This is a genomic window from Myxacorys chilensis, assembly GCF_059505265.1.
This window is the reverse complement of record NZ_JCACKG010000194.1, coordinates 1-21116: the sequence shown is the minus strand read 5'-3', so window position 1 is coordinate 21116 and position 21116 is coordinate 1. Positions and strand designations below refer to the sequence as shown.

Here is a 21116-nt window from a genome sequence, read left to right as displayed (position 1 = left end):
GGTGACTGAAACAAAAAGCGATATAGCAGGAAACACTATGACTAGTCAACTTCCAGCAATCTTTGAACACATACCAGAAGCGATCATTCCAGCACAGACGATTGCAAAGTTTCCAGTCAACACCTTTCTAGAAAATATTGCAATTGATATTGAAGGCAATATTTTTATCACCAGTTATGAGGAAGGGAAAATCTACCGTCTGACTCCAAACGGTGAACAGAGCGAGTTTGCTCAGATTGAGGGTAACGTTGCTGGGATTGCCATCGATCGCACTGGAGATTTGATCGTTGCAGGTTCTACCAAAGGAAAAACTCCTACAATTTTTCGGGTTGATTCCACCGGAATGGTAGAGTCCCTTGTTACAATTCCTGAGGCAATTTTCTTGAACGGAATGACACCCCTCAAGGATCAGCATTATCTGGTTGCCGATTCTTATAAAGGAGCAATTTGGGATATTAATATCGCCGCCAAAACAGCGCAAGTTTGGATCGAAGATGACTGCTTAGCCCGTTCAGACACAAGTAATCCTTTCCCAGCCGTTAACGGTATCAAAATTTATAACAACTCACTGTTTGCTTCCAACACACAGCGTCAACACCTGATTCGAATCCCGATGTCAGAAGACGGAATACCCGGAACACCAGAAGTATTTTTGACCGATGTCAATCTAGATGATTTCGCGTTTGATGTTCACGGTAATCTTTATGGCACAACCCACGTTTACAACAGCGTAATTCGGATTTCGCCCGACAAGCAAATCACTACAATTGCTAAAGCTGAACAAGGCATGACAGGTAGCACTGCGTTGTCCTTCGGTTATGGCGATTCTCCTCGAAACGGTAAAGCCGAACGCACAAGCGTCTACGTTGTTACGAATGGGGGGATGTCGCTACCCCCGTCTACTGGCGTCCAGGCTGCTCAAGTAGTGCGACTGGACTTGGGTGTAGAAGGACTAGAGGTATAAGTAGGCACTTTGCAATCTAACGTTTTCTTGATCTCTGAACTCTTAGTGCGAAGCCATTAGATGCTAGGCAGTAGTTGAGGGATTGCTAGAGCTATTTTGTAAGATTGGCAAGCAAACGGTAAATTCAGTTTTACCAGGGCGGGATTCGAGCGAAATTGTTCCCTGATGGCGGTTTTCAACAATTCGCCTCACTACTTCTAATCCTAATCCTGAGCCTTTGCCCACAGGTTTTGTGGTGAAAAACGGCTCAAAGATTCGCGATCTCACCTCCGCCGGAATACCGGCTCCCGAATCGGTGATGGAAACTTCGATGCGATCGCCATGATGCTGAGTGGTGATCTTAAGCACACCTTGTTCATTCATCGCATCGATCGCGTTATCAATTAGATTCGTCCACACTTGGTTTAACTCACTGCCATATGCCCAAATCTTCGGCATCGTCGAGTCGTACGATCGCCGAATTTCGACGCCCTGTTTGAGCTTGTATGAAAACAATCGAATTGTGTCTTCGAGTCCTTCATGCACATCGACAATTTGCCGCGCCCCTTGATCAAGATGCGAGTAAGATTTCATCGAGTGTACCAGTTGCGAGATGCGCTCGGCCCCCCGCAAGCCGCTTGTAATCATCGACATGACTTCAAACGACAGTCCGAGCCAGCGCAGTCCCATGTCTCGCAGTTCGGTCGAATCATCTTTCCACCGCTCCATCATGGGCGCTAGAGCCTCTACCTTCATGCCCGCTTCCGCCATCGGCTCAGCTAACTTCCACGCTTCCTTCACGCCATAATCTTCTAGCCACTCCAAGAGCTGATCTTCTTGATCCCTCATCTTTAATGGATCGATGCGCCTGTTGGCGATTGTGTCATAGCCCTGATCTCGTAGCTTCAGCCATTGCTCAGTATGAGCTTCTTCGATCTTTTGTCCGCCATAGACTAAGTTCATGCGCTGCAATTCGAGCAGCGCAGGCGTCACTTCTTTTAGGGCACGCACGAGCGCTGCTGCTGGGTTGTTTAACTCGTGCGCCAGTCCTGCCGCTAGCGTTCCCAGTGCCGCCATTTTTTCTCGACCGCGAATGAACGATTCTAACCCCCGCGATCGCCGTGCTACGGTTTGAAACACTACTCGCTCAAAGGCGCGACACTGGTGTAGCAACGTCAGAAAGTCATCTGCCGATAGCTCATAGAGGTGACACTGGGACATTGCCCGCACAGTCACAGGAACAGGTTCACCCGTGATAACAGGAATTTCGCCAAAAAACGACGGCGCTTCATGCTGCCCGATCGGCATCTCGATCCCACCACTTTTGCGAGTCAGCCCAAGGTGACCACACATGAGAATAAAAAAGCCACCCGGCGGATCACCTTCATGAGACAACACTTGATCAGGGTTTAGATCGATTGGCTGAGCGCGATCGCACATCCAATGCAGTCGATCCTCGGGCAAGGCTTGAAACAATTCAAGTTTCTGTAACTCTTCAATACACAGCATGACACAGACTTCTCCTGAATCAATCGGGCAGATGAATCGCTCGGGCAGAACATGATCGGTAAGAGGCTTAGGTTAGAAAACCGCGATCGCTTAAATTGAGTGTCCTTAACTTCGAGGTGATCATGCTCCTCCTTTAGGCAGACCCGACCTCACCCGTTCGGCTTTACGCTAGAACCAACTTCACCTACAAAGATAGAGTTTATGGCGAAACCAGTCATCCTCACGGTAGACGACGATCTTGACGTTCTGAGCGCGATCTCACGGGATCTTCGCAAGCAGTACGGCGATCGCTTTCGGATTATTCGGACAGATTCGGGGGGAGCCGCGCTAGAAGTGTTGCAGCAACTAAAGCTCAAGAATGAAGCCGTTGCTACATTTCTGGTGGATCAGCGAATGCCCCAAATGAGCGGGGTGGAGTTTCTAGAGCAAGCGATCGAGCTATTTCCAACGGCAAAACGAGTCTTGCTGACTGCTTACGCGGACACCGATGCAGCAATTCAAGCGATCAACACGGCCAGACTCGATTACTATCTGCTGAAACCGTGGGATCCACCTGAAGAACGGCTATATCCTGTTTTAGACGATTTAACCGATGATTGGTTTGCGTCGTTTCGCCCTCCGTTTGAAGGCATTCGGGTGATTGGGAATCGTTGGTCGCCTCAGTCGCATCAGGTGAAGGATTTTCTGGCTCGCAATCAAGTGCCTTATGAGTGGCTTGACATTGAGCTTTCCGAAGAAGCCCAACAGTTAGCAGAGTTCGCCAAATGTAATCGTCTAGATTTGCCGCTTGTACTGTTTGCTGACGGCACAAGTCTGCTGCAACCGACTCCAGTTCAAATCGCCGCGCAAATTGGACTGCAAACTCAAGCCGGCAATCCGTTTTATGATTTGGTGATTGTCGGTGGTGGCCCGGCGGGGCTGGCGGCGGCAGTGTATGGCGCATCTGAGGGCTTGCGGACGGTGATGCTAGAGCGCGAAGCTCCGGGCGGACAAGCGGGCACGAGTTCTCGCATTGAGAATTATTTGGGCTTTCCCGTGGGGTTAAGCGGCAGCGACTTGGCCCGTCGTGCCGTGACTCAGGCAAAACGGTTTGGTGTAGAGATCCTGTCGCCGCAAGAAGCGACAGGCATTCGCGTCCAAGATCCCTATCGCATCATTACCTTGGCAGATGGCAGCGAAATTAGCTGTCATGCATTAATTTTGGCATTGGGCGTTTCGTGGCGACGCCTCAATATTCCAGGGATGGAGCGGTTGACAGGCGCAGGGGTCTATTATGGAGCGGCGCAGACCGAAGCGATCGCATGTCAAGACGAAGATGTTTACATTATTGGCGGCGCGAATTCGGCGGGACAGGCGGCGATGTATTTCTCAAAATACGCGAGACAGGTCACGATGCTGGTGCGCGGCGAATCGCTTACCAAAAGCATGTCTCAATATCTGATTGATCAAATTGAGGCAACCCCAAATATTGCCGTTGAGGTGTATTCCAGTGTGGTCGAAGCCAAAGGCGAAAACAGTTTAGAAGCGATTGCGATCGCCAATGCCGTCACGGGCGAAACAAAAACGGTTCCGGCCATATCTCTATTTATTTTTATTGGAGCCGAACCCCGTACTAATTGGCTAGATGGCACAATTAATCGCGATTCTAAAGGCTTTGTTTTGACGGGGCCTGACTTAAAGAGCGATAGTCATCCGATCAAAGGCTGGTCTGTCGATCGCGATCCCTATTTGCTAGAGACAAATATTCCTGGCGTGTTTGCGGTTGGAGATGTACGGCACAATTCAATCAAACGAGTCGCATCTGGGGTTGGTGAAGGATCGATCTGTGTACAATTTGTTCACCAATATCTCAGTAAAGTTCTGTAGGGAAGACGATGAGCAGTGAGCAATAAGAGTGATGATGCAAGATCAATAAAAGCAATGTAATACTGAAGCGCGAAAGAATGGTTTTTGTCAAGTATTAGCAATACTGAGGATTATACAATGAACACAGCTTGTACTCACCTTAATCAAATTCAAAATGTTTCACCTAGTGGAAATGGGTGTGAAGAGTGTTTAGCGATCGGAGACTCATGGGTGCATTTGCGAGAGTGTCTTGTCTGCGGTCACGTTGGTTGTTGTGATTCCTCAAAAAACAAACACGCGACGAAGCATTTTCATGCCACAGAGCATCCCATTGTGCGATCGATTGAGCCAGGCGAAAACTGGCGCTGGTGCTATGTCGATCAAACCTTTTTGTAATCCTCGACTCTGTAATTCTTAGAGGCGGTGGTTAGAGTTGCGTTCCGTCCAGACTACACTAGTGAAGCAGTTTGGAGGGATCACTATGGCGTTAAAACGATTTGTCATTGAAATGGGAATGGGCATCGATCAGCACGGACAAGATCCGACCGTAGCGGCGGCACGTGCTGTGAGAAATGCGATCGCGCACAATGCCCTTCCGGGTATTTGGGAAGTCGCAGGCTTAGATCATCCCAATCAAATGATCATTGAAGTTCAAGTTGCCGTTCCTCATCCTGAACAGGTACGCGAAGAAGAAGTTTTTAAAGTGCTACCTTTTGGCCAGAAAACGCTCAAGGTTGAACCGGGCGGCATGATTGTGCAGGGACGCGCGATCGCAGAATTCAACGATAAAAACGATGATATGTACATTGCCGTTGCTTCTGTCACAGTATTTGTAGACATGCCTTGAGCGTTCTCTTCAAACCCTAGTAATGGATTTAAACTTAAAATAGCAGTCTAGCTAAAGTCATTGAAGTATGAGCAACACCCAAATCAGTAGCACTCACGTTAGTAGCACTGTTAACGTCAAGCTGGTGGATTCTCTCGTTCAAATCATTCACACTCTCTCAGCCGACGAACAAACTTTGCTATACGCAAAACTATACGATGAGATTTCTGAACCCTCTGACCTTGAACTGATGCATCTTGCTGAGCAGGGTGGAGCGTTCGACTTTCTACACGATGAACCTGACCTTTACAGCCTCACAGATGGAGAAGCGATTAGATGACGCTCAGCAAAGGTGACATCGTTCTAGTCGAGTTTCCGTTTACCGATTTGAGCCAAACAAAACTACGTCCTGCCCTACTCCTGACGGTAGATTTCAGGAAAGATGAAATTACACTCTGCTTCATTTCTTCTCAGCAGCTTGAAGACATAGTAGATGGAGAATTTGCGATTTATGCATCAGATCCAGAATTTCTAACAACGGGGTTAAAAGTCGCTTCTAAAATCAGAGTCACTCGGATGGTGACGTTACAACGCAGACAGATGCTCAGGTATTTAGGAAAATTAGGAATTCATCAGACGGAAATTTTTAATGAACGTCTCAGACGAGTGTTTCAATTAAACGATCAGAATGCGTCAGTTTGATGAATTCTACTCACAGAGCGTCTAGCTCGCCTGATGATATGCAGAGCGGTACTCTTAATCAAGGTTGGACCTATGAAGATCGCGTCACAACCAGTTGTGCTACGCTGCTCGACTACTATGCGACTCGCTACACTCACTCTTCCCGACAAGACTGGCGCGATCGCATCCAAGCGGGTCTCATCGCCATCGATCATACTGTCAGTCTCGATCCTCAAAAGCCGCTAAAAGCAGGACAGTTGCTGTCCTATTACCGTCCGCCTTGGGTTGAACCAGCCGTTCCATTGGATGTTGTTGTCCTGCATGAAGATAATGACCTATTGGTCTTGCATAAGCCGTCAGGATTGCCTGTACTACCGGGTGGTGGCTTTCTCGACCATACGCTTTTAGGTTGGCTAAAGCGCCACTATGAGCAGCCACCGATTCCAATGCATCGGTTAGGGCGCGGAACATCAGGGGTAATGCTGTTGGCAAAAACCGCGATCGCACGGTCAGTTTTATCAAAGGGGTTCCGCGATTCTACAACGTGTGGTGAAGCGAATCGCAGCATCCAGAAGACCTATCGCGCTTTAGTCACTGGAATCGATTTGCCTGCAACGTTTACTGTGACCCAACCTATCGGAAAGGTTGCTCATCCAACCTTGGGGTATCTCTACGCCGCAACTGACACTGGCAAAGAAGCAATTAGTCATTGTCGGGTGTTGAAGCACGGGCTGATTCCTAATACAACCGTGTTAGACGTGATCATTCCGACAGGCAGACCGCATCAGATTCGGATTCACCTTGCTGCTGCTGGACACCCGCTTTGGGGCGATCCGCTGTATGGTGTGGGAGGAAACGCTATTGGTCAAGAATCGGTTCCCGGAGAGTGCGGCTATTATCTTCACGCTTACAAACTGAGATTGACTCATCCAACCCAGGGACACGAACTAGTTATCATTGCTAAACCACCTGAGTTGTTGAACTGATCTACGGTTTGTATCCGTTATCAGTTGGAGTTTTTAAGCGATATTTCTGACTTTTGAAAGAAGAGCAAAATTTTAGAAATCAGTATCGTACATGGCATTTACTATTCGAGAAATACCATGCGAAAGCTATTCAACCTTTTGAAATCGACCCTATCCCGGACGCTTGCTGTAGCTGTCCTGCTCACTTTGATGACTGTGACGAGTTGGGTTGGTCTCAGTCAAGCCAGCTTTGCTGCCCCATCTGCATCCAATGCGATTTCGCCTGAAGACCAGGAGGAACGGGCTTACGACGGCTTTGGTACGTCTACTGGAATTCAGGAAGATACCTATCAGCAACGACTCCAGGAAGGGCAAGATCCAGAGAAAATGCCTAAACCCTACAAGCGAATTAAGGATGCTCAGGGCAAGGAAGTTCCAGAAACTAGTTTCGTTGAAAAATCTGTGAGTAAAGTTCGTCAACTCATCGATCGCGGAGAAGAGTAGCTATCTCATCCCAATTCAAAAAATACTCGCTACAGATGTGCGATCGATAAGGGCATGGCCGCGCCGTGCCCCACGAGGATTCGTCGCATTAGCAAATGAAATTGATATTAGACAATTCTAAGGTTTATGTAATGAGAAATGAATAATTTGGAAAACGCTGTTATCAAAATTTGAGTCTCAATTAAATCAGAATTAGGATAGCAAAGAAAATTCAAATTAACTTTAAAACCAACGCTTAAATGTTAGAGCCGCTCATAGTATACAAATAAAAATCTCAAAATATAAAAAGCTCAACTATTCACTTATGCTTCTAATAGGTACAGAATCTGAATGAGCATTGGCTGTTTTTTATCTAAACAAAAATACGTAGACTGCTGCGCTAGATGCGGTTAAAAATGCGCGCAATTACAGGATAATCACACTGACTTGCTGAATATACTGATTGCGTGAGCCGCCCCTCACTTAATCCTTTGATACAAGCAGTGGACTCGAAATCATGGCATTCAGAAAAAATACATATCATCAGCCTCGCTTTGGATTGTGGATGCGATGGGTTACTATTAGCTCGGTCTTAGGTGTGATGGGGTTGTCTGGCTCTGTTAGCGTAGCTCAACCAAATTCAACGTCTGCTGCAAGTGTGCCTATTGAGAAGCCTCAACTTGCTCTCCCACTAGCAGAAATACCTAAGCGACCTCTAGATACTCGCCTCGATCCGGTGAAGCTGCGTAAAGCCAAGCTTGCAGCCCGTGCTGAAAACAGTGCTCTTCTGCAAAATGTTGCAAAACCTAACACAAAGGCAACTCAGCCTAATGGTCTTGTTCAAACCCCTGTTCTGCCGCTAGTTCAGCCAACGGAAGCCACTTCAAAACAAGAGTTTCTACAGCAACACCGTCGAGACAGTGCCCAACGGTTGCTCGCTCCTGTTTCAAGTTCAATAGGTGTGGTGGCTCAAGCCGCACCATCTGAGTCAACAGAAACATTACGACAAAGGCTGATTATTGATCCGTTAGTCGAGTTGCGCCCGCCTGTGTTTTTTCCCGGCTCTACCGTCGGCACTCCTACCGCATTTGGAGCAAATTATGGAGACGCCTTTGTGGGTCTCTCGGTTGCCAACCGCAGACCACGGGTGAATCGGGCCGATGGAGCCATATCAGCAGGCTTTGGGCTAGGAGATTCTCAGCGAACGGTTGGGTTGGAAGTGAGTGCCAACATTGGTAGTCTCAGACGATTTGCCCGCAATGGTGACATTGGGTTTAAGCTGCACAGAGCGCTTCCTGGAAAATCTGCGATCGCGCTGGGCTGGGACTCTGGCATCACTTGGGGAGAAGAGAACAGCACCACAGTTTCTACTCTGTACGGCGTCGCCAGCAAAGTGTTTGATCTCCGCCCCAACGATCCAACCAATACCTTGGCATTAACGACATCATTAGGGGTAGGCGGCGGGCGTTTCCGATCGTTTAACAACATTAGAAACGGCAGAGGCGGCTCTGGTGTGTTTGGCAGCGTGGGTCTGCGCGTTGTTCCTCAAGCATCAGTGATTGCAAGCTGGACAGGGCAAGATCTCAACCTCGGCGTTTCCTATGTTCCGATCAAGACTCAGCCTCTTTTTCTGACGGCAGTCGTAGGCAATGTGTTGAGCCGAAATGATAATGCGACGTTATTCTCTTTTGGGGTTGGCTACGGCTTTAACTACGCAGGGTATCAGTACTAAGTTTATATTTTTTGCAAGTCTACGGTCTGTTGTCAGTCTATTCTTTAAAGGTGTATGAATCAGCCTGTTGCCTATTTTAAGCGTGTTTTCGCACTCGGAATCTCATTCGTCCTGCTGAGTAGTAGTTTGGTGAATGCCAATACGCCCCGTGGTACATCGGGAATTAATACTGGCTCTGAGGTAGCTCCGCGCAACCTAACTCCCCGTCCTGACATTCCGACTTCTCTGTATAACGAAGTGATTGGTGAGCTGCGGGCTGTTTTCTCTGAACGCGCTGTTCCACCCAACGAACTGAATGTTGAACCGGAGCGACCCGGATTTGTTCGGTTAGATCTAAAGCGTGCAGGTAGTGTACCAAGCAATATTGTCACTAGGTTTACTAATTATGTTCTCTATTTGAATGCTCAGCCTGGGCAATTTAATGTGTTCGGTAGCGATCGTAGAGGTATTAGTAGAGATGTTAAATTCGCGTTAATCCCAAGATTGAATCGGCAGATCGAAATTCGTTTCATGTCTACACCAGGAGCCGGATCAGCGGGTCAACCCAATTCTCAAACGATTATTGCTCCTAATGCCAAGGTGGCAGCTGCTCTAGTGGGAGTGCTGACCGCATTAGACGTATCTGGATCCTCACTTACCAGTGTGAAAGCTGCGATCGCAATGCTAACCTCGCTCGGCGATGTCAAGCTCAGTAACGCTGAAGTGATTGGGTTAGCGCAATCTCTAACGGAAACTCTCATCGCCAGTGATGGCTTAGCAGCGGGTTGCGGTGGTCGAGTAGAAACCTGTACCAATCTCAACGTCAATCAATTAAGTGCTGCTATTCGAGCGTACAACCAGCTCGTTAAAAAGAGTAACGACCCGGTTTTAATTAGCTTATCGAACAACGCAGAGTTTCAAGCATTAGGGGCGAATCTGCGACTGTTAAAAGCCGCGATCGCCTCCAAAATGGCTCAATAGCAAAAAGACGCAGTTTGTAGCTCAGAGTCGTTAACTCAACCTGATGCTATAACTGCGTCTGCAAAATCTAAATCAGCCAAAATTACTTCCGACGAACAGCGATCGTGTAGGATGGCCTTTGCTTTGCTTCTCGCTGCGTCTTTACAACACGGAAGTCGTGGTCTACATACAAATGCTCAAATTTGGGAATGGCTAAGTAGGTTTTCTCAAATTTCTTGACTGTGTTTTTATCTAAATTTTCTAGCTTCAATTCTTTCGGTAGCGCCGTTTTTTCGGTCAACTCTTCCCATCGCGATCGCAAGACGGTATCAAACCAGTTTGCTGCCCGCTCAATCGTGAGCGGAATAATCCGTCTACCGAATTTCTGCTCGATCGCAACATTCTGAATAAACCATTCTCCATCGCGCACCTCAAACTTCTGCATCACCATGAAATCGTAAGCAACCAGAAAGGCAGAAAGCTTTTTCAGCAGGCTATAGCGGTTTCCTGGAGCGTAGCGCGCAATATTAGCGTAATAACCGTTATCACGAAAGATTTGATAAGAGCAATCGTGTAATCGACCAGGTAGCGCATCATGAAAAGGAATGGTAGACCACACAGGAGTCCATACACCTAAGACAACAGGAATCTGATCTTCTACAGCTGGATATGGATTACGCCGCTGCAGCTCTTCAAAATAAGGAGCCAATTCGTTTTTGTGAAACGCGACCTTCTCTTTCAGCGGCTCAGCATCGCGGTCTTTGATTAAAGATAGAATTTCAGCTTTGAGTGCTTCTGTACTGAAACCGCTGAGCCGATCATCGAGCCTTACAGCATTGGCTACCATAATTGTGCCTCAACTTTTTAGAATTTATGTTGCTTCTACATTAAGAAAATTAAAGCGACCCCTAACTCTATCAGGAGGAGAATCTACCTGCGATCGTGGCTCTGCTCAAAGAGAGGTTTTAACAGCTTCTCTTTTTCTCCCTAGAAAATTCTCAGTTAGGGGACAAAAAACTGATTTTGTCTGCTACAATGTCTAACGCATACGCTGGTGTAGCTCAGTTGGTAGAGCAGCTGATTTGTAATCAGCCGGTCGCAAGTTCGAGTCTTGTCACCAGCTTTCAGGAAAATCAACTGTACGTTCGCACATTACATTAAATGTCGCAATTCGCAGATTAATGTCGTTCTAGCTTCTTTTTGCTCTAATTCGCAGATTGATGTCGCGTTCGGTGTTAATTGCGCAATTCGCAAATTGATGTCGCTTTATTCGGGATAAGGACAGGAGGGTGCTGTCCCAAATTCCACAACTTAACTGACGACCTAGCCGTTCACCAGCTAATCCGCCTAATGCAATACCTATCGCTATTAGGTGCTTAGCAAAACGGTAAGTGTGGTGCGCCTATGGAGCAGCTCTAACCTACGACATTAAACGTCCCAATTCGCAAATTAATGTCGTTTCTCGGCTAATCAGCTATTTGTTTGCCGAAGTCCGCAGATTAACGTTGCCAGTGTCACTTTCCTATCGATTCGCAAATTAGTGTCGCTTTATCTGAGAACATAATGTCTCAGATAAGCGCTGAGGATTGAGCAGTAGCCGAAATCAAGTTTACAAATCAGCTGCTCCTTTCAGTCCTCCGTATTTTTATAAAGCTTAGTAGATGCAACTAACCTCCTCTTTCCTTGGGAAGCTGATTGGAATTTTAGAGGCCTAGATAGCTAAGGCAGAACATTGTTGCCCCTTTCCGCCCACCCAGGTTTGGGAAGGCGATTGCGACCCGGAAGATCCACAGGGAAATTGCTGTTTTGTCCCTTTCCGCCCACCCATGTCTGGGAGGGCGATTGCGACTCCCAGCGCTAGAATCCTTTTCCTGTAAGCTCTCCAGGCTGCCTTTTGGTCAACCTGGTTAAAAAGTACTCGTTTGACTTTCTCCAAAGCTTACTCTGACCACTTTCAAATGGATGAAAGTGTTGCCAGCAGGATCGTTTAGAGGTTTGGCGAACCCTCCAGGGATTTTGCCCTTGCTTCGGTTTGCCAAAAATGATGGAGGACTCCTCCTTGCTCGGAGGCGATTCGGTAGCCGCCACTCCAGTCACATCCTCTGCATCAGTCACCTGAAGAGAGAATGCTCCTGTACCCCCACACCTATGGTGAAGGCTGAACTCACTTCTGCTGGGTGCGCACCTGCGCTACAGTTGAAGAACGAACTCAACAAATGCAGCTTCCCATCCCCACATAAATCTCAAACTGAAATTTACACCAGGATGGCAGTCAGCGAGCGGACAGCTACCAGGGTCGGAAAGCACAGTCGTCGTGAGACGACTAAACTGACCCCCATTTTTCACAGTTCAGCGGCTCAGAAAGCTTGAACTGCGGCGCTGATGAATATATTAACTTGTCTAGGTTCAGATGTACTGCAAAGCTGGATTATTTTGTAGCACGAGCATGATAAGCGGAGATCGCCATATCTTTGGCCTGCTCTTGAGAGTTGCCCTTGATGGGTTGAAATCCGGGTTCAACTGGGATGCCATGTTGTTGAGCTTGGCACCGGATCGTCTCGATCAGCCGGTTGTAACTCCAGCGATGAAGCGTCCTCCGGTACTCCTTGGCGTATCGGTTTTGGGCCTCCACGGGACCGGGACACTTCTGTTCTGCCCTAGCCGTCATCTCACTGTTCAGCACTTCTCGCAGATGCGTCAGGTTGGGAAGCACGATGCTACCTGCTCTATAGGTTTGCGCGAGTTGAATGATGGCCTTAGCCAGGAGACGGTCAACCGTTTGTCCTAGTTCTGATTCGGATGATTGGTACCTCACACCCCGCTGCTGATTTTTGTGACGTTGCAAGGCGTTTTGTTGCTGCTGGTGGCGATGCCGGTTCAGCAGAGAGTAGCGATCGCCCAGTAAGGTGCGAGGTGTCCGATAGGTCAGCACCTCTCCAGTTCTGCTATTGAGCACGGCAGCGGTGACGGGGTTCGCTAGCCCAATACTGAGTCCAACCAAGATTTCGGGATTGCCCTGGTAGGGTTTCTGACTGGGGCGGCCAGGCACATTCTTGAGGCGAGCGAGCGTCGCCTGGTTTCGAGGATCAGGGTTGGCATGGCTCAGGTTTTTGAGGGCTTTAGCGGCTTTCTCCTGTTGGACTTCTAGGGTGCCCTCGACGGTCATGAGGCGAGTATCAAAGGTGCAGTAGAGAGCGAGATGGTTCACGTTCCAGGGATCCCCTTTCCCTTCGCCTTCTCTCCAGGCCAGCATGGCCGAACTAAGGGTGAGTAGACCTGCGGGATAGCTATCTTTGTGGGTTTGATAGGCTTGCCAATCCTCCAAAAAGCGCTGGAAGAAGGGCAGTTGCCGCTGGTCGCAGGACAACCGGAAGGGATATTCCCGATGGACTTTGAGCCACTCTTTGATATCCGGATCAGCCGCCTTGAGATATTTATCGACGCCATTAAAGCCCACAGCAATTCTACCGTTTGCCGTCTTGCCCCAATAGACATCTGTGGAACTGCCATAAATGATGGGATAGGGCAAGGAGGCAGGCCGGGTTAGCAGTTTAGCTTGCCACTCTCGCGCCTGGGCAACCGTCTCAGAGAGTTGCTGTGTCGCGATCGCGAGGGTTTCCAGAAACTCTTCTCCCGTGAGATCTCGCCCCTTGGGTAGGCGAGCCTGAAGTTGAGCCTCAAGTTGTTCGATTTCTTTCTGTTGGCGATGAAGGCGGTGGGCAAATTTCTCCGGGTCTTCTTCGGTTGCAGCCAGCTTGCAGCCGTTTTTGATCAGGTGAGCGATCGCGCAACGGCTCAGGATGTCGTCTGTTGCCTCATAGGCTGCAAATAGACCCGTCATCAAGCTCACATTGTTAGCAGAATGAGCCTGTTGTCGTGACGAATGGCGCTGTTTTGGATTGGGATCTGCCTCAGGTTCATGCTCTGCCTCCAGTTGGTTCAGAATAGCTCGCGCTTGCTCTTGGAGGGCGTCGAGGGTAGAGCCGCTGAGGTCAAGCAGTTCAGCATCACTCTTCACCACGTTGATCCAGCGCTGCTTGCCATCCAGGCGGTGGCGACGGGTCTGCTGGAGCGCCAGCCATGACTCATAGGTGTACGTCACCATGAGGATAGCAGAGGCGTAGAAGCGTCCAGGCTGACCCGGATACACGGCTTTGAGCGGCTCACAAAGCTCTCTAACGGCGCTGCCTGGAATGGTGCCTCTGCGTTGCCAGGTTTCAAAGTCGGGATGCTGACTCACGCACTTCAGCAGGTCGTTAATCAGGGGAGTATTGCTCTCGCTCATGAGGTGCCAGAGGTGGCAACGAACCGGCTCAGGGGCGATTAGGCGACAGTGAATCGTGATGATGCTCATAGTTAGCAAGATCCAGCGGAGGGAACGGTTGAAAAGTTCTTGGTTGCCTGGTAATAGTACAAGTGTACTGTTACTCTAGAGGCATCATACTCTAGAGCTTGTCATCCTGACAAGCTAGCTGACATGGCTCTTGCTCCTCGACCTCCCTCTCCTACACACTGGTGTGCGTTACGACTGTATCTGCAATGGGCACACAAGGAATTGATGGAACTTGAGGAGTTTCTGCGGATTTGGGAGGTGTCACGGGAGGAACTGGCGTTCATCTGCGACTGCTCGGTCACAACGGTGAATCACTGGTTTTCGCAGGGAGAGCACCGCAGGTTTCCCAACCAGAAGCACAAGCAGAAGCTGGCTCTGACCCACCATATTTGGAGGACGATTGAGACGGAACCGGAGTATTTGCAGGTGCTGCGGGAGATGTATCAAAAGAAGCCGCGCCGACGATAGCTTGTTATTTGCCAGATGACAAGTTTTTCTGGTCATGCTGGGGATTGAAGCTTACGGTAAGGGTTGGAGTGGACGATGGTATGTTAGCCGTCGCTGCCTCAAGTTGTCAGTTTCGCCTCCGTAGTGCAATGGCTCCCTATGAATCGAAGATTGTTCCGTCTGTATGGATCACTTGGCTGGCAAAGCTAATGGCGGACGAGTTACAGTGCCACTGGTCTGCCTTGTTTCGCAGTCACTACACCTATGGGAAGGTGCCGAGCAATTTTGACTCAGCACAGTGGAGTGCCCGACACCGCAGGTTGCTCAACCAGCGAGTCACCTGGTTAGAGGAGGAAGGGTGTGAGGTGCATGTAGAGGGTGAGAATTGGTTTGAGATGCCGGGGCGGCAGCACGCAATTAGGGTAGCAGGTAAGCCAGATATTGTGGCGATTCGGGGAAATGATGCTTGGGTGGAGGACTGCAAGACGGGGAAGCCGAAAAATGCCGACTTGTATCAGGTGTTGCTTTACATGCTACTGGTACCGCTAAGTGTGGAGCGCTGTCAGGGGTTGCGGTTAGAGGGGCGGTTAGTTTATGCCGATGGTATCATCGATGTCCCGGCGAGTCAGGTGAATGTTGAGTTTAAGGCACAGTTGCGGGAGGCGATTTCCATCCTCAGCAACACTACCTCAGCTCGCAGGGTTCCTAGCTTCCAGGAATGCCGTTTCTGCGATATCCCCTTGCAGTGCTGCCCAGAGCGAGTGGAGAATCCGCCAGACCAGAGTTTAGAGAACCACGATCTTTTTTGAAGACTAGAAATTGACCTCGGTGAAGAAGCCTTCAGCAATCCATATTAATGTGAAACGTTTCTTCGATGCTGATGCCAACATCATGTTCGATCGTTAGTTGGGCTAACTTCTGTCCGCCAGTGAGAATGATTTTGCTGTCTCGCAATTGGGATGCGTAGGCGATCGCAGGTTGAGTGAAGATTGAGGTAGCCGAAAATATGCTTTTACGGGCACCGACCCTGGCTAGGGGTGAAGTGACGGATCAGGTCGAGCAGGGTGCCTTTATTGAGCATCCCCTGAGTCAAAATTTCCAGTTCGTTGGGGTTGTTATCAATGCCGCCGTTGGGGAGTTTGCGTTTCCATTGGCTGGAACGGCTATAGGAAGCAGAGAGGGAACCTGCACGAGCAGAGGTGCCACAGCAACAGGGTTGTTATAGGTGAAGAGGCTAGGAATTTCGCGCTTGTAGGTCTGTAATTGGTTAAAGGCAGCTTGCAGGTGGGCTTTGGCATCAGCGGCATTTTTGTGAGTTCAATCACCACTAGGGGTAGCCCGTTGATGAAGAGGAGAATGTCGGGGCAGCGGTTGTGGTTGTCTTCAATGACGGTAAACTGATTCAGCGCGAGAAATTCGTTGTTTTCGGGGGTTTCCCAGTCAACTCAGCCAAAGCTGTTCGCCTTTGGTTTCGCCGTTGCGATGAAATTTAACGGTGATGCCTTCAGTGAGGTAGCGATGAAAGATCTCGTTGTTATTGATCAGGTCAGGACTGGCGATGTTTTGCAGTTCTCGCTGTGCATCGCATCTCTCAGCTAGGTTTCTTGATTCTCTCTTGATATTTCGCCATTGAGGTGAAGCGCATCCCGCAATGATGACATCTCCCATCCGTCCACAACGCTGGAATTTGAAATGGGGTTTTGCAACTGGGGCATCGCTCCAACAGACGCACCTCGTGATGCGGACAAACCGCAATAACATCCTTGTCCTGCCACACTATCCGATGACAAGGGACCTCAGCATAACAAGTCCCGCAGAGCCGGATTGGGCGAGGCTGCAACGTCATTCCCGGGTGGGGTAACATCTCCTGGAAGCACGAGGGATCTAGCCTAATGAGGCGGGCGACCGCTCCCAACTCTTCCTCTGTCGGGAACGGATTGAAGTAGAGTTTCTCCCACCGCGCAGTTACTCCACCAAGGTCCGCCGCTTGTCCTAGAGCATAAGCCGAGGGCAGACTGTTGGCCTTCAATCGTCTCAAACGCCCCAGGTAATGACTAATACTCTCCTGCTCCAAGGGTTCCACATAGCCGAGTCGGGACACATTCTCATCAAGCTGACTCATATGAGTTTCTTCCTTCAACCCTATCTGGTCTCAACCATCAGTTAGGTGATGGTTGCGTCTCGCTTCTGGAGGAACGTATCGCTTGCCATACCGAGTGGCAATGTTACGCAAAATCGCCTCATCAACCTTCCCATGCCCCTTCTTCAGCGAGTGCAACACCGCCTTCGTCAAAATCTTAATCAAAACCCCTATATGAGCTTCCGTACTGGTTGCCAAAATCTCAAAGGGAGTTCCTTCCGATAGATTAGAGGCCTGGGGAAGCGCCAAAATATCCAGTTCAATCGTCCGCAGCGTTTTCTGAAAGTCGTTTTGGTCCAGCCTGTCAAACTCAAACAGGGTCGGAAAACAGGTCAGCAAATCGAAATTTTGCAGGCTGCTGTCAAGATCCTGCCCGCCGATTAAGATGACAGGCACTCCTGACTCCTCGTGCAGCTGTTTCAGGTCAAGCAAGGCTTCCCGTTGCAGATTATCAGCATTGTCCACGAGCAGCAGCTCAATCCCAAAGGGGTCGAGACAGCCCGCTAATCGAGGGCGTAGGTCTTGTCGTCTTCCCCTCGGAGCGGCATGGTTGATATCTTTAAGAATTTGTGAAAACAACCGCTTAGAGCTGGAATTGGACCAGGCTGTGACACAGGAAACCCGTTTTCGGTCCTCTTCTCGGTAATGCACCGACGAGCGGCTCTTGCCGATCTGCCTCGGGCCAATCACTCGACCACACTGCTTCAGCAAGCGCAATTCATCGAGCCACCTGAAGTATTGTGAGGTGCGATCCGTTGGGATAAAGGCCGTCTTGAAGAGCTCCTCGATCGCGGCCGTTTTGGTCAGCACCTCGGTTAAGTCGAGCTGAGGAGCCAGAACTTCTACCGGAACCTGCATTGCGAGTTGGGATCGTGCCATGCCCTACCAAATCCTCTTCAACGTTTGATTTTTGCGAATCACCAGTTCATGCCGGCCTTCGGGTTGAGGCGCGGCAGTAGCAAACTCAAGAGTTTGAGGCGGTACAGGGGGCAGCGGCAGCGGGTCGGGTGCCACCCTTTCTGGCAAGAGTTCCATCGGTTCGGTACGCCTAGCAGATTTGCCCGATCGCTCTTGCCGTAATTCCACCACCTTCGAGTTCTGTTTGCTTTTGCCTCGCAGTTTTTTCTGCTCGGAGCGCTGCCGTTCCTTCTGCTCCTGCTTGCCTTTTTCTGCATCCTTTTGTCGCGCATCGAGAGCGAGGAGCGCATCATAGTTTGAATGTTCCCGCTTAGCCTTGCTCCGGCCTTTGTTCCGTTGCTTCAGCTCATCTAAGCTCAAATCTTGCGTGTCCAGGTTGATCGCATGCGCATAGCCAATAAATTCACCGGCCTCATCACCCGTCGCTTGGCTGTAGATGTATAGGGTCAAAATATGGTCGGGGTCGTAGCTCAACGTGACATATTCACCCCTCCGCGATCGCAGGGCTTCACAGCGGTACGTCAGGGTCTCGAAGTAAACCGACCCATGCGCCTGCACCACCCGTTGCTCCTCTTTCATCAAGCAAACATCTAACTCACGTTCATCCAACGGGTCAGGCAGCTTATTTCCCATGCCTCGAAACCAGCGCTCAAAGCGCGTGTCACGCGGATCTTTGGGATAGGGCGCATGGTTGTAGTCGTCGCAGAAGTAACGGGCAAGCATCTTGTCGAGGTCCTCTAGGGTGAGACAGGCTTCCTTCTCGGCCCGTTTGGCTCCATTCTCCTTCTTTGAGATGTAGCCCGGAAGAGGAGCGAGAACTTCGGTGTTGATTGTTTTGAATAGTCGCTCGACGATGCCGCCTTGAATCGGGCGATCTCGCAGTTCACACTGAAACCCCAACTTCTTCCCCATCGCTTTGATCAGCTTCGATGAACTCAAATCCTTACCGCCATCAGTGAAGAAGTACTGGAGCGGGACTCCACAAATATCCCAAGCTTTCTGCAGCTCATAGTCTGCTGGATACTGCTTGGGTAAGGCAGCATGTCTGAGGGTGAGGGCGACTTCATGCGCTCCGGGCTGCTTGTGCCATAGATGGTAGCCCACGAGGCAGCTTGAGAAGGTGTCAACCACCGTGGTGAGCCAGGGTCTCCAGTTCAGGAGCTGGCCATCTTGATCGACGATCCGCATATCTAGCTTCGTGTGATCAGACTGGAGAATCTGATTGCTGAAGTCCGCTTTCAGCAATTTCCCATCCCGTGTTTCAACCGTGAGCCAGGAACCTGACCCTGGATTGCGGATTGTCTTGCGCCGCTTCTGCCGTTCGAGCAGGGGCTGCAAAATTCGGTACACGGTGGCTGGGTGGGGCCAGTCGCCTTCTGAGTGCCGCAGATCAATCATGGCGTGGCGCTGGACTTCGCGCACCACATCGGCGGCCTTGAGCGGATGTTTATCCTTCAGGCTTTGCTCGTAAACTTGCCGGATGTAGTCCTGCCAATAGATGTCAATTCGATGTTGTCCCTTGTCGGCACGCTCAATCCCTGCGGTTTCGTCCAACCGAGCCCCGTTGTATTGATCCAGTAATCGCTCCACCTGACGAGGCGATATCTCTAGAGTTTGAGCGATCTTCCGTTTCCGCTCCGCCTTCACCTTTCGATTGGGAGACTCAGCTAACCACTGCATGAGGCGAAAGCGCAGTTTGTGGGGGTCTGATGATTCGATCAGGATTTGGGATGGATCTGTGTCGAAGGCGCGATCACTTAACAAAACCGCATCGAAGTCTTGCAAATCGGCATTTAAGCCGGAAACGTGGCTTTCGTCCATTGGAGATTGCCATATTTGTAGTGTGAGTAGTAAAAATATACCACTCCCTTCTCAGAAGATCTAGATGATGCGACATGAAGTTTGCGAGGGCCGAGGAGCCACACTAGGGCGAGCGCTCCTATGAGATCCAGTTACACAAGAAACAAAGTGGTTTTTCTCTGTTTTAGTGAAGTAAGGTTGCGAGCGCAAATTTTCACAAAGTGGGTATTGGGTACTAAGAAGATAGGTTAATGACCTTTATCCAGAAAGAGCTTCTACTTCAGAGGTTGTAATCGAGATCGTGCCTATAAATTTTTGTTACTCATCAGAGTAAGGGCGGGAGAAGGACGATCACTTTTGCCGACATATCCCTATTAAATCGGCAGTGAAAGTTACAAAAGGAGATCTAGAATTTTCAGGGGTTCCAGCTTCAAAAATGCACTCTCAATTATTGCCGGAGTAATATGTGACAGTTCGAAGAATCTCTCTAATGACTCCACTTTTACCACGGCAGGCTACTGGTAGCACTTGCCCTGCAAGGGCACTATCCCTCTTGAGCTCAGAGACAATATTGCTAAGGTCGTGTCCCATGTACCCGGTAATAACAACAATTAGGTTACAGTTATTAATTCTGCTTTGAACATTACTGCGGCTATTGTATGCCTCGCTAGAGGGGGCTACTTCAACTACTTCTTGCACTCGATAAGTGGAAGTTAATTCTCGACTTACTTCGCGCCGAGTTGCTTCATGTCCGCCAACTAAGGCCAAGCGTAGGGATGAAAGATCAAGCACCGTCTCTTGACTGTCGCCAGAGGGGGAAGCTTGGATGCCAAGCTTTGTTGCCTCATCTCTGCTTTGTTGCTGGTATTCAATGAGTTGCGGGACAATATCCGGGCTGAGGCAGTAAAGGGCACGTTTTAAGTCCTGGAAAAAAGATTCCTCTGAGCGACCTTGCCGTATAGCATTATCGACTTCGTCAATAGCAATTCCTTGGTACTCATTAGCCAGACTCGAACGTAGTTTTGGCAGAAGAGCACCATAGGGTTCAAGCCCTTCCAAAAGTTCAAAGTGCTGTCCACGGTTGATTTGTTGATTGGCAGCAATAGTACGTAAGTGGGCTAACTCAAGCTCCAGGTCATCCATCCGCTGCTGATTAGCTAGCCAATCCAGCCAATCGGCATAAGCAATGATAAATTTGTCCAACTGATTTATTTGTCTCCAGAGCTTTGCTCGCTCTTTCAGGATGTCCTCAGCATTGGATAGAGTAGCAACTCTTGAACCTGCTACCTCAATGCACTCCTCATAGTAACTAACCTCCTGCTCATTAGATATATCGCCAAAACCTCCCAAAGATGAGAGTGTGGCAATGTTAGCTCTGTCTTCAAATGACAAATGTTCAGGAGCAATATCCAGGAGAATTAAATAAATTTCTGCCGCATCTTCAGGATTACCTTCTGTAGCCCAAAGACGAGCTAAAGGTAGTAGTATTTCATATTGACGCTTGAAGTGACCCCTTTAGTTCGGACAGAAGCACAAAAGATTTAAGCGTATCTAC

At 49.3% G+C, this 21116-nt stretch carries 21 protein-coding genes, 1 tRNA gene and 1 pseudogene; 14 read left to right on the top strand and 9 right to left on the bottom strand.

Features of this window, described 5'->3' with window-relative positions:
• Positions 1-37 precede the first annotated feature (37 nt).
• The gene (locus AC5JLB_RS17615; protein ID WP_495875128.1) at positions 38-964 is read left to right on the top strand and encodes an SMP-30/gluconolactonase/LRE family protein; all 927 of its coding nucleotides are present in this window, start codon (positions 38-40) and stop codon (positions 962-964) included.
• Positions 965-1027: 63 nt separating this feature from the next.
• On the opposite strand, the gene AC5JLB_RS17610 is transcribed toward AC5JLB_RS17615, so the two are convergent.
• The gene (locus AC5JLB_RS17610) at positions 1028-2452 is read right to left on the bottom strand and encodes an ATP-binding protein (RefSeq protein ID WP_495875127.1); all 1425 of its coding nucleotides are present in this window, start codon (positions 2450-2452) and stop codon (positions 1028-1030) included.
• 201 nt (positions 2453-2653) lie between these two features.
• Here AC5JLB_RS17610 and AC5JLB_RS17605 point away from each other — a divergent pair, with 201 nt between their 5' ends.
• From AC5JLB_RS17605 to AC5JLB_RS17565, 9 genes are all read left to right on the top strand, one after another.
• The gene (locus tag AC5JLB_RS17605; RefSeq protein WP_495875126.1) at positions 2654-4318 is read left to right on the top strand and encodes an FAD-dependent oxidoreductase; all 1665 of its coding nucleotides are present in this window, start codon (positions 2654-2656) and stop codon (positions 4316-4318) included.
• Between the two features lie 117 nt (positions 4319-4435).
• Complete coding sequence (locus AC5JLB_RS17600; protein ID WP_495875125.1) at positions 4436-4693, top strand: ubiquitin carboxyl-terminal hydrolase 14; 258 nt, start codon at positions 4436-4438, stop codon at positions 4691-4693.
• An 85-nt stretch (positions 4694-4778) separates the two neighbouring features.
• Complete coding sequence (locus tag AC5JLB_RS17595; RefSeq protein ID WP_495875124.1) at positions 4779-5144, top strand: Lin0512 family protein; 366 nt, start codon at positions 4779-4781, stop codon at positions 5142-5144.
• 67 nt (positions 5145-5211) lie between these two features.
• Complete coding sequence (locus tag AC5JLB_RS17590) at positions 5212-5463, top strand: hypothetical protein (RefSeq protein ID WP_495875123.1); 252 nt, start codon at positions 5212-5214, stop codon at positions 5461-5463.
• Positions 5460-5825 (top strand): type II toxin-antitoxin system PemK/MazF family toxin, encoded by a 366-nt coding sequence (locus tag AC5JLB_RS17585; RefSeq protein ID WP_495875122.1) that lies wholly within the window; start codon positions 5460-5462, stop codon positions 5823-5825. Before AC5JLB_RS17590 ends, AC5JLB_RS17585 begins: the two co-directional genes overlap by 4 nt.
• The gene (locus AC5JLB_RS17580; RefSeq protein WP_495875121.1) at positions 5825-6790 is read left to right on the top strand and encodes an RluA family pseudouridine synthase; all 966 of its coding nucleotides are present in this window, start codon (positions 5825-5827) and stop codon (positions 6788-6790) included. Before AC5JLB_RS17585 ends, AC5JLB_RS17580 begins: the two co-directional genes overlap by 1 nt.
• A 117-nt stretch (positions 6791-6907) precedes the next feature.
• Complete coding sequence (locus AC5JLB_RS17575; protein WP_495875120.1) at positions 6908-7273, top strand: hypothetical protein; 366 nt, start codon at positions 6908-6910, stop codon at positions 7271-7273.
• Positions 7274-7769: 496 nt separating this feature from the next.
• Positions 7770-8984, top strand: a complete 1215-nt coding sequence (locus AC5JLB_RS17570) for a hypothetical protein (protein WP_495875119.1) — start codon at positions 7770-7772, stop codon at positions 8982-8984.
• 54 nt (positions 8985-9038) lie between these two features.
• A complete protein-coding gene (locus AC5JLB_RS17565; protein WP_495875118.1) occupies positions 9039-9944 on the top strand; it encodes a hypothetical protein in 906 nt (301 codons plus the stop codon).
• An 82-nt stretch (positions 9945-10026) separates the two neighbouring features.
• Here the strand turns inward: AC5JLB_RS17565 and AC5JLB_RS17560 are convergent, their stop codons facing one another.
• A complete protein-coding gene (locus tag AC5JLB_RS17560) occupies positions 10027-10770 on the bottom strand; it encodes a hypothetical protein (RefSeq protein ID WP_495875117.1) in 744 nt (247 codons plus the stop codon).
• A gap of 203 nt (positions 10771-10973) precedes the next feature.
• Between AC5JLB_RS17560 and AC5JLB_RS17555 the strand changes: the two genes are divergently transcribed.
• A tRNA-Thr gene (locus tag AC5JLB_RS17555) sits at positions 10974-11046 on the top strand.
• A gap of 1305 nt (positions 11047-12351) precedes the next feature.
• Here the strand turns inward: AC5JLB_RS17555 and cas12k are convergent.
• Positions 12352-14277, bottom strand: a complete 1926-nt coding sequence (gene cas12k / locus AC5JLB_RS17550) for a type V CRISPR-associated protein Cas12k (RefSeq protein WP_495875116.1) — start codon at positions 14275-14277, stop codon at positions 12352-12354.
• A gap of 123 nt (positions 14278-14400) precedes the next feature.
• On the opposite strand from cas12k, the gene AC5JLB_RS17545 reads away from it, so the two are divergent.
• Together AC5JLB_RS17545 and AC5JLB_RS17540 are read left to right on the top strand one after the other, a co-directional pair.
• On the top strand, positions 14401-14724 hold the full coding sequence (locus AC5JLB_RS17545; RefSeq protein WP_495875115.1) for a hypothetical protein: 324 nt from the start codon (positions 14401-14403) through the stop codon (positions 14722-14724).
• Positions 14725-14804: 80 nt separating this feature from the next.
• A complete protein-coding gene (locus AC5JLB_RS17540; RefSeq protein ID WP_495875114.1) occupies positions 14805-15512 on the top strand; it encodes a PD-(D/E)XK nuclease family protein in 708 nt (235 codons plus the stop codon).
• A gap of 31 nt (positions 15513-15543) precedes the next feature.
• Here the strand turns inward: AC5JLB_RS17540 and AC5JLB_RS17535 are convergent, their stop codons facing one another.
• On the bottom strand, positions 15544-15675 hold the full coding sequence (locus AC5JLB_RS17535; RefSeq protein ID WP_495875174.1) for a hypothetical protein: 132 nt from the start codon (positions 15673-15675) through the stop codon (positions 15544-15546).
• A 34-nt stretch (positions 15676-15709) separates the two neighbouring features.
• Here AC5JLB_RS17535 and AC5JLB_RS17530 point away from each other — a divergent pair, with 34 nt between their 5' ends.
• A complete protein-coding gene (locus AC5JLB_RS17530) occupies positions 15710-15928 on the top strand; it encodes a hypothetical protein (protein WP_495875113.1) in 219 nt (72 codons plus the stop codon).
• Here AC5JLB_RS17530 and AC5JLB_RS17525 read toward each other — a convergent pair.
• From AC5JLB_RS17525 to AC5JLB_RS17505, 5 genes and pseudogenes are all read right to left on the bottom strand, one after another.
• Positions 15867-16136 (bottom strand): annotated as a pseudogene (locus AC5JLB_RS17525) (type I restriction endonuclease); the annotation flags it as partial. The gene AC5JLB_RS17530 and the pseudogene AC5JLB_RS17525 overlap by 62 nt on opposite strands.
• 158 nt (positions 16137-16294) lie before the next feature.
• Entirely contained in the window at positions 16295-16825 is a 531-nt protein-coding gene (locus AC5JLB_RS17520; RefSeq protein WP_495875112.1) for a TniQ family protein, read from the bottom strand.
• 30 nt (positions 16826-16855) lie between these two features.
• Entirely contained in the window at positions 16856-17722 is an 867-nt protein-coding gene (locus tag AC5JLB_RS17515; protein WP_495875111.1) for an AAA family ATPase, read from the bottom strand.
• 3 nt (positions 17723-17725) lie between these two features.
• Positions 17726-19582, bottom strand: a complete 1857-nt coding sequence (locus AC5JLB_RS17510; RefSeq protein ID WP_495875110.1) for a transposase — start codon at positions 19580-19582, stop codon at positions 17726-17728.
• A gap of 423 nt (positions 19583-20005) precedes the next feature.
• Positions 20006-20953, bottom strand: a complete 948-nt coding sequence (locus tag AC5JLB_RS17505; RefSeq protein WP_495875109.1) for a hypothetical protein — start codon at positions 20951-20953, stop codon at positions 20006-20008.
• Positions 20954-21116 lie beyond the last annotated feature (163 nt).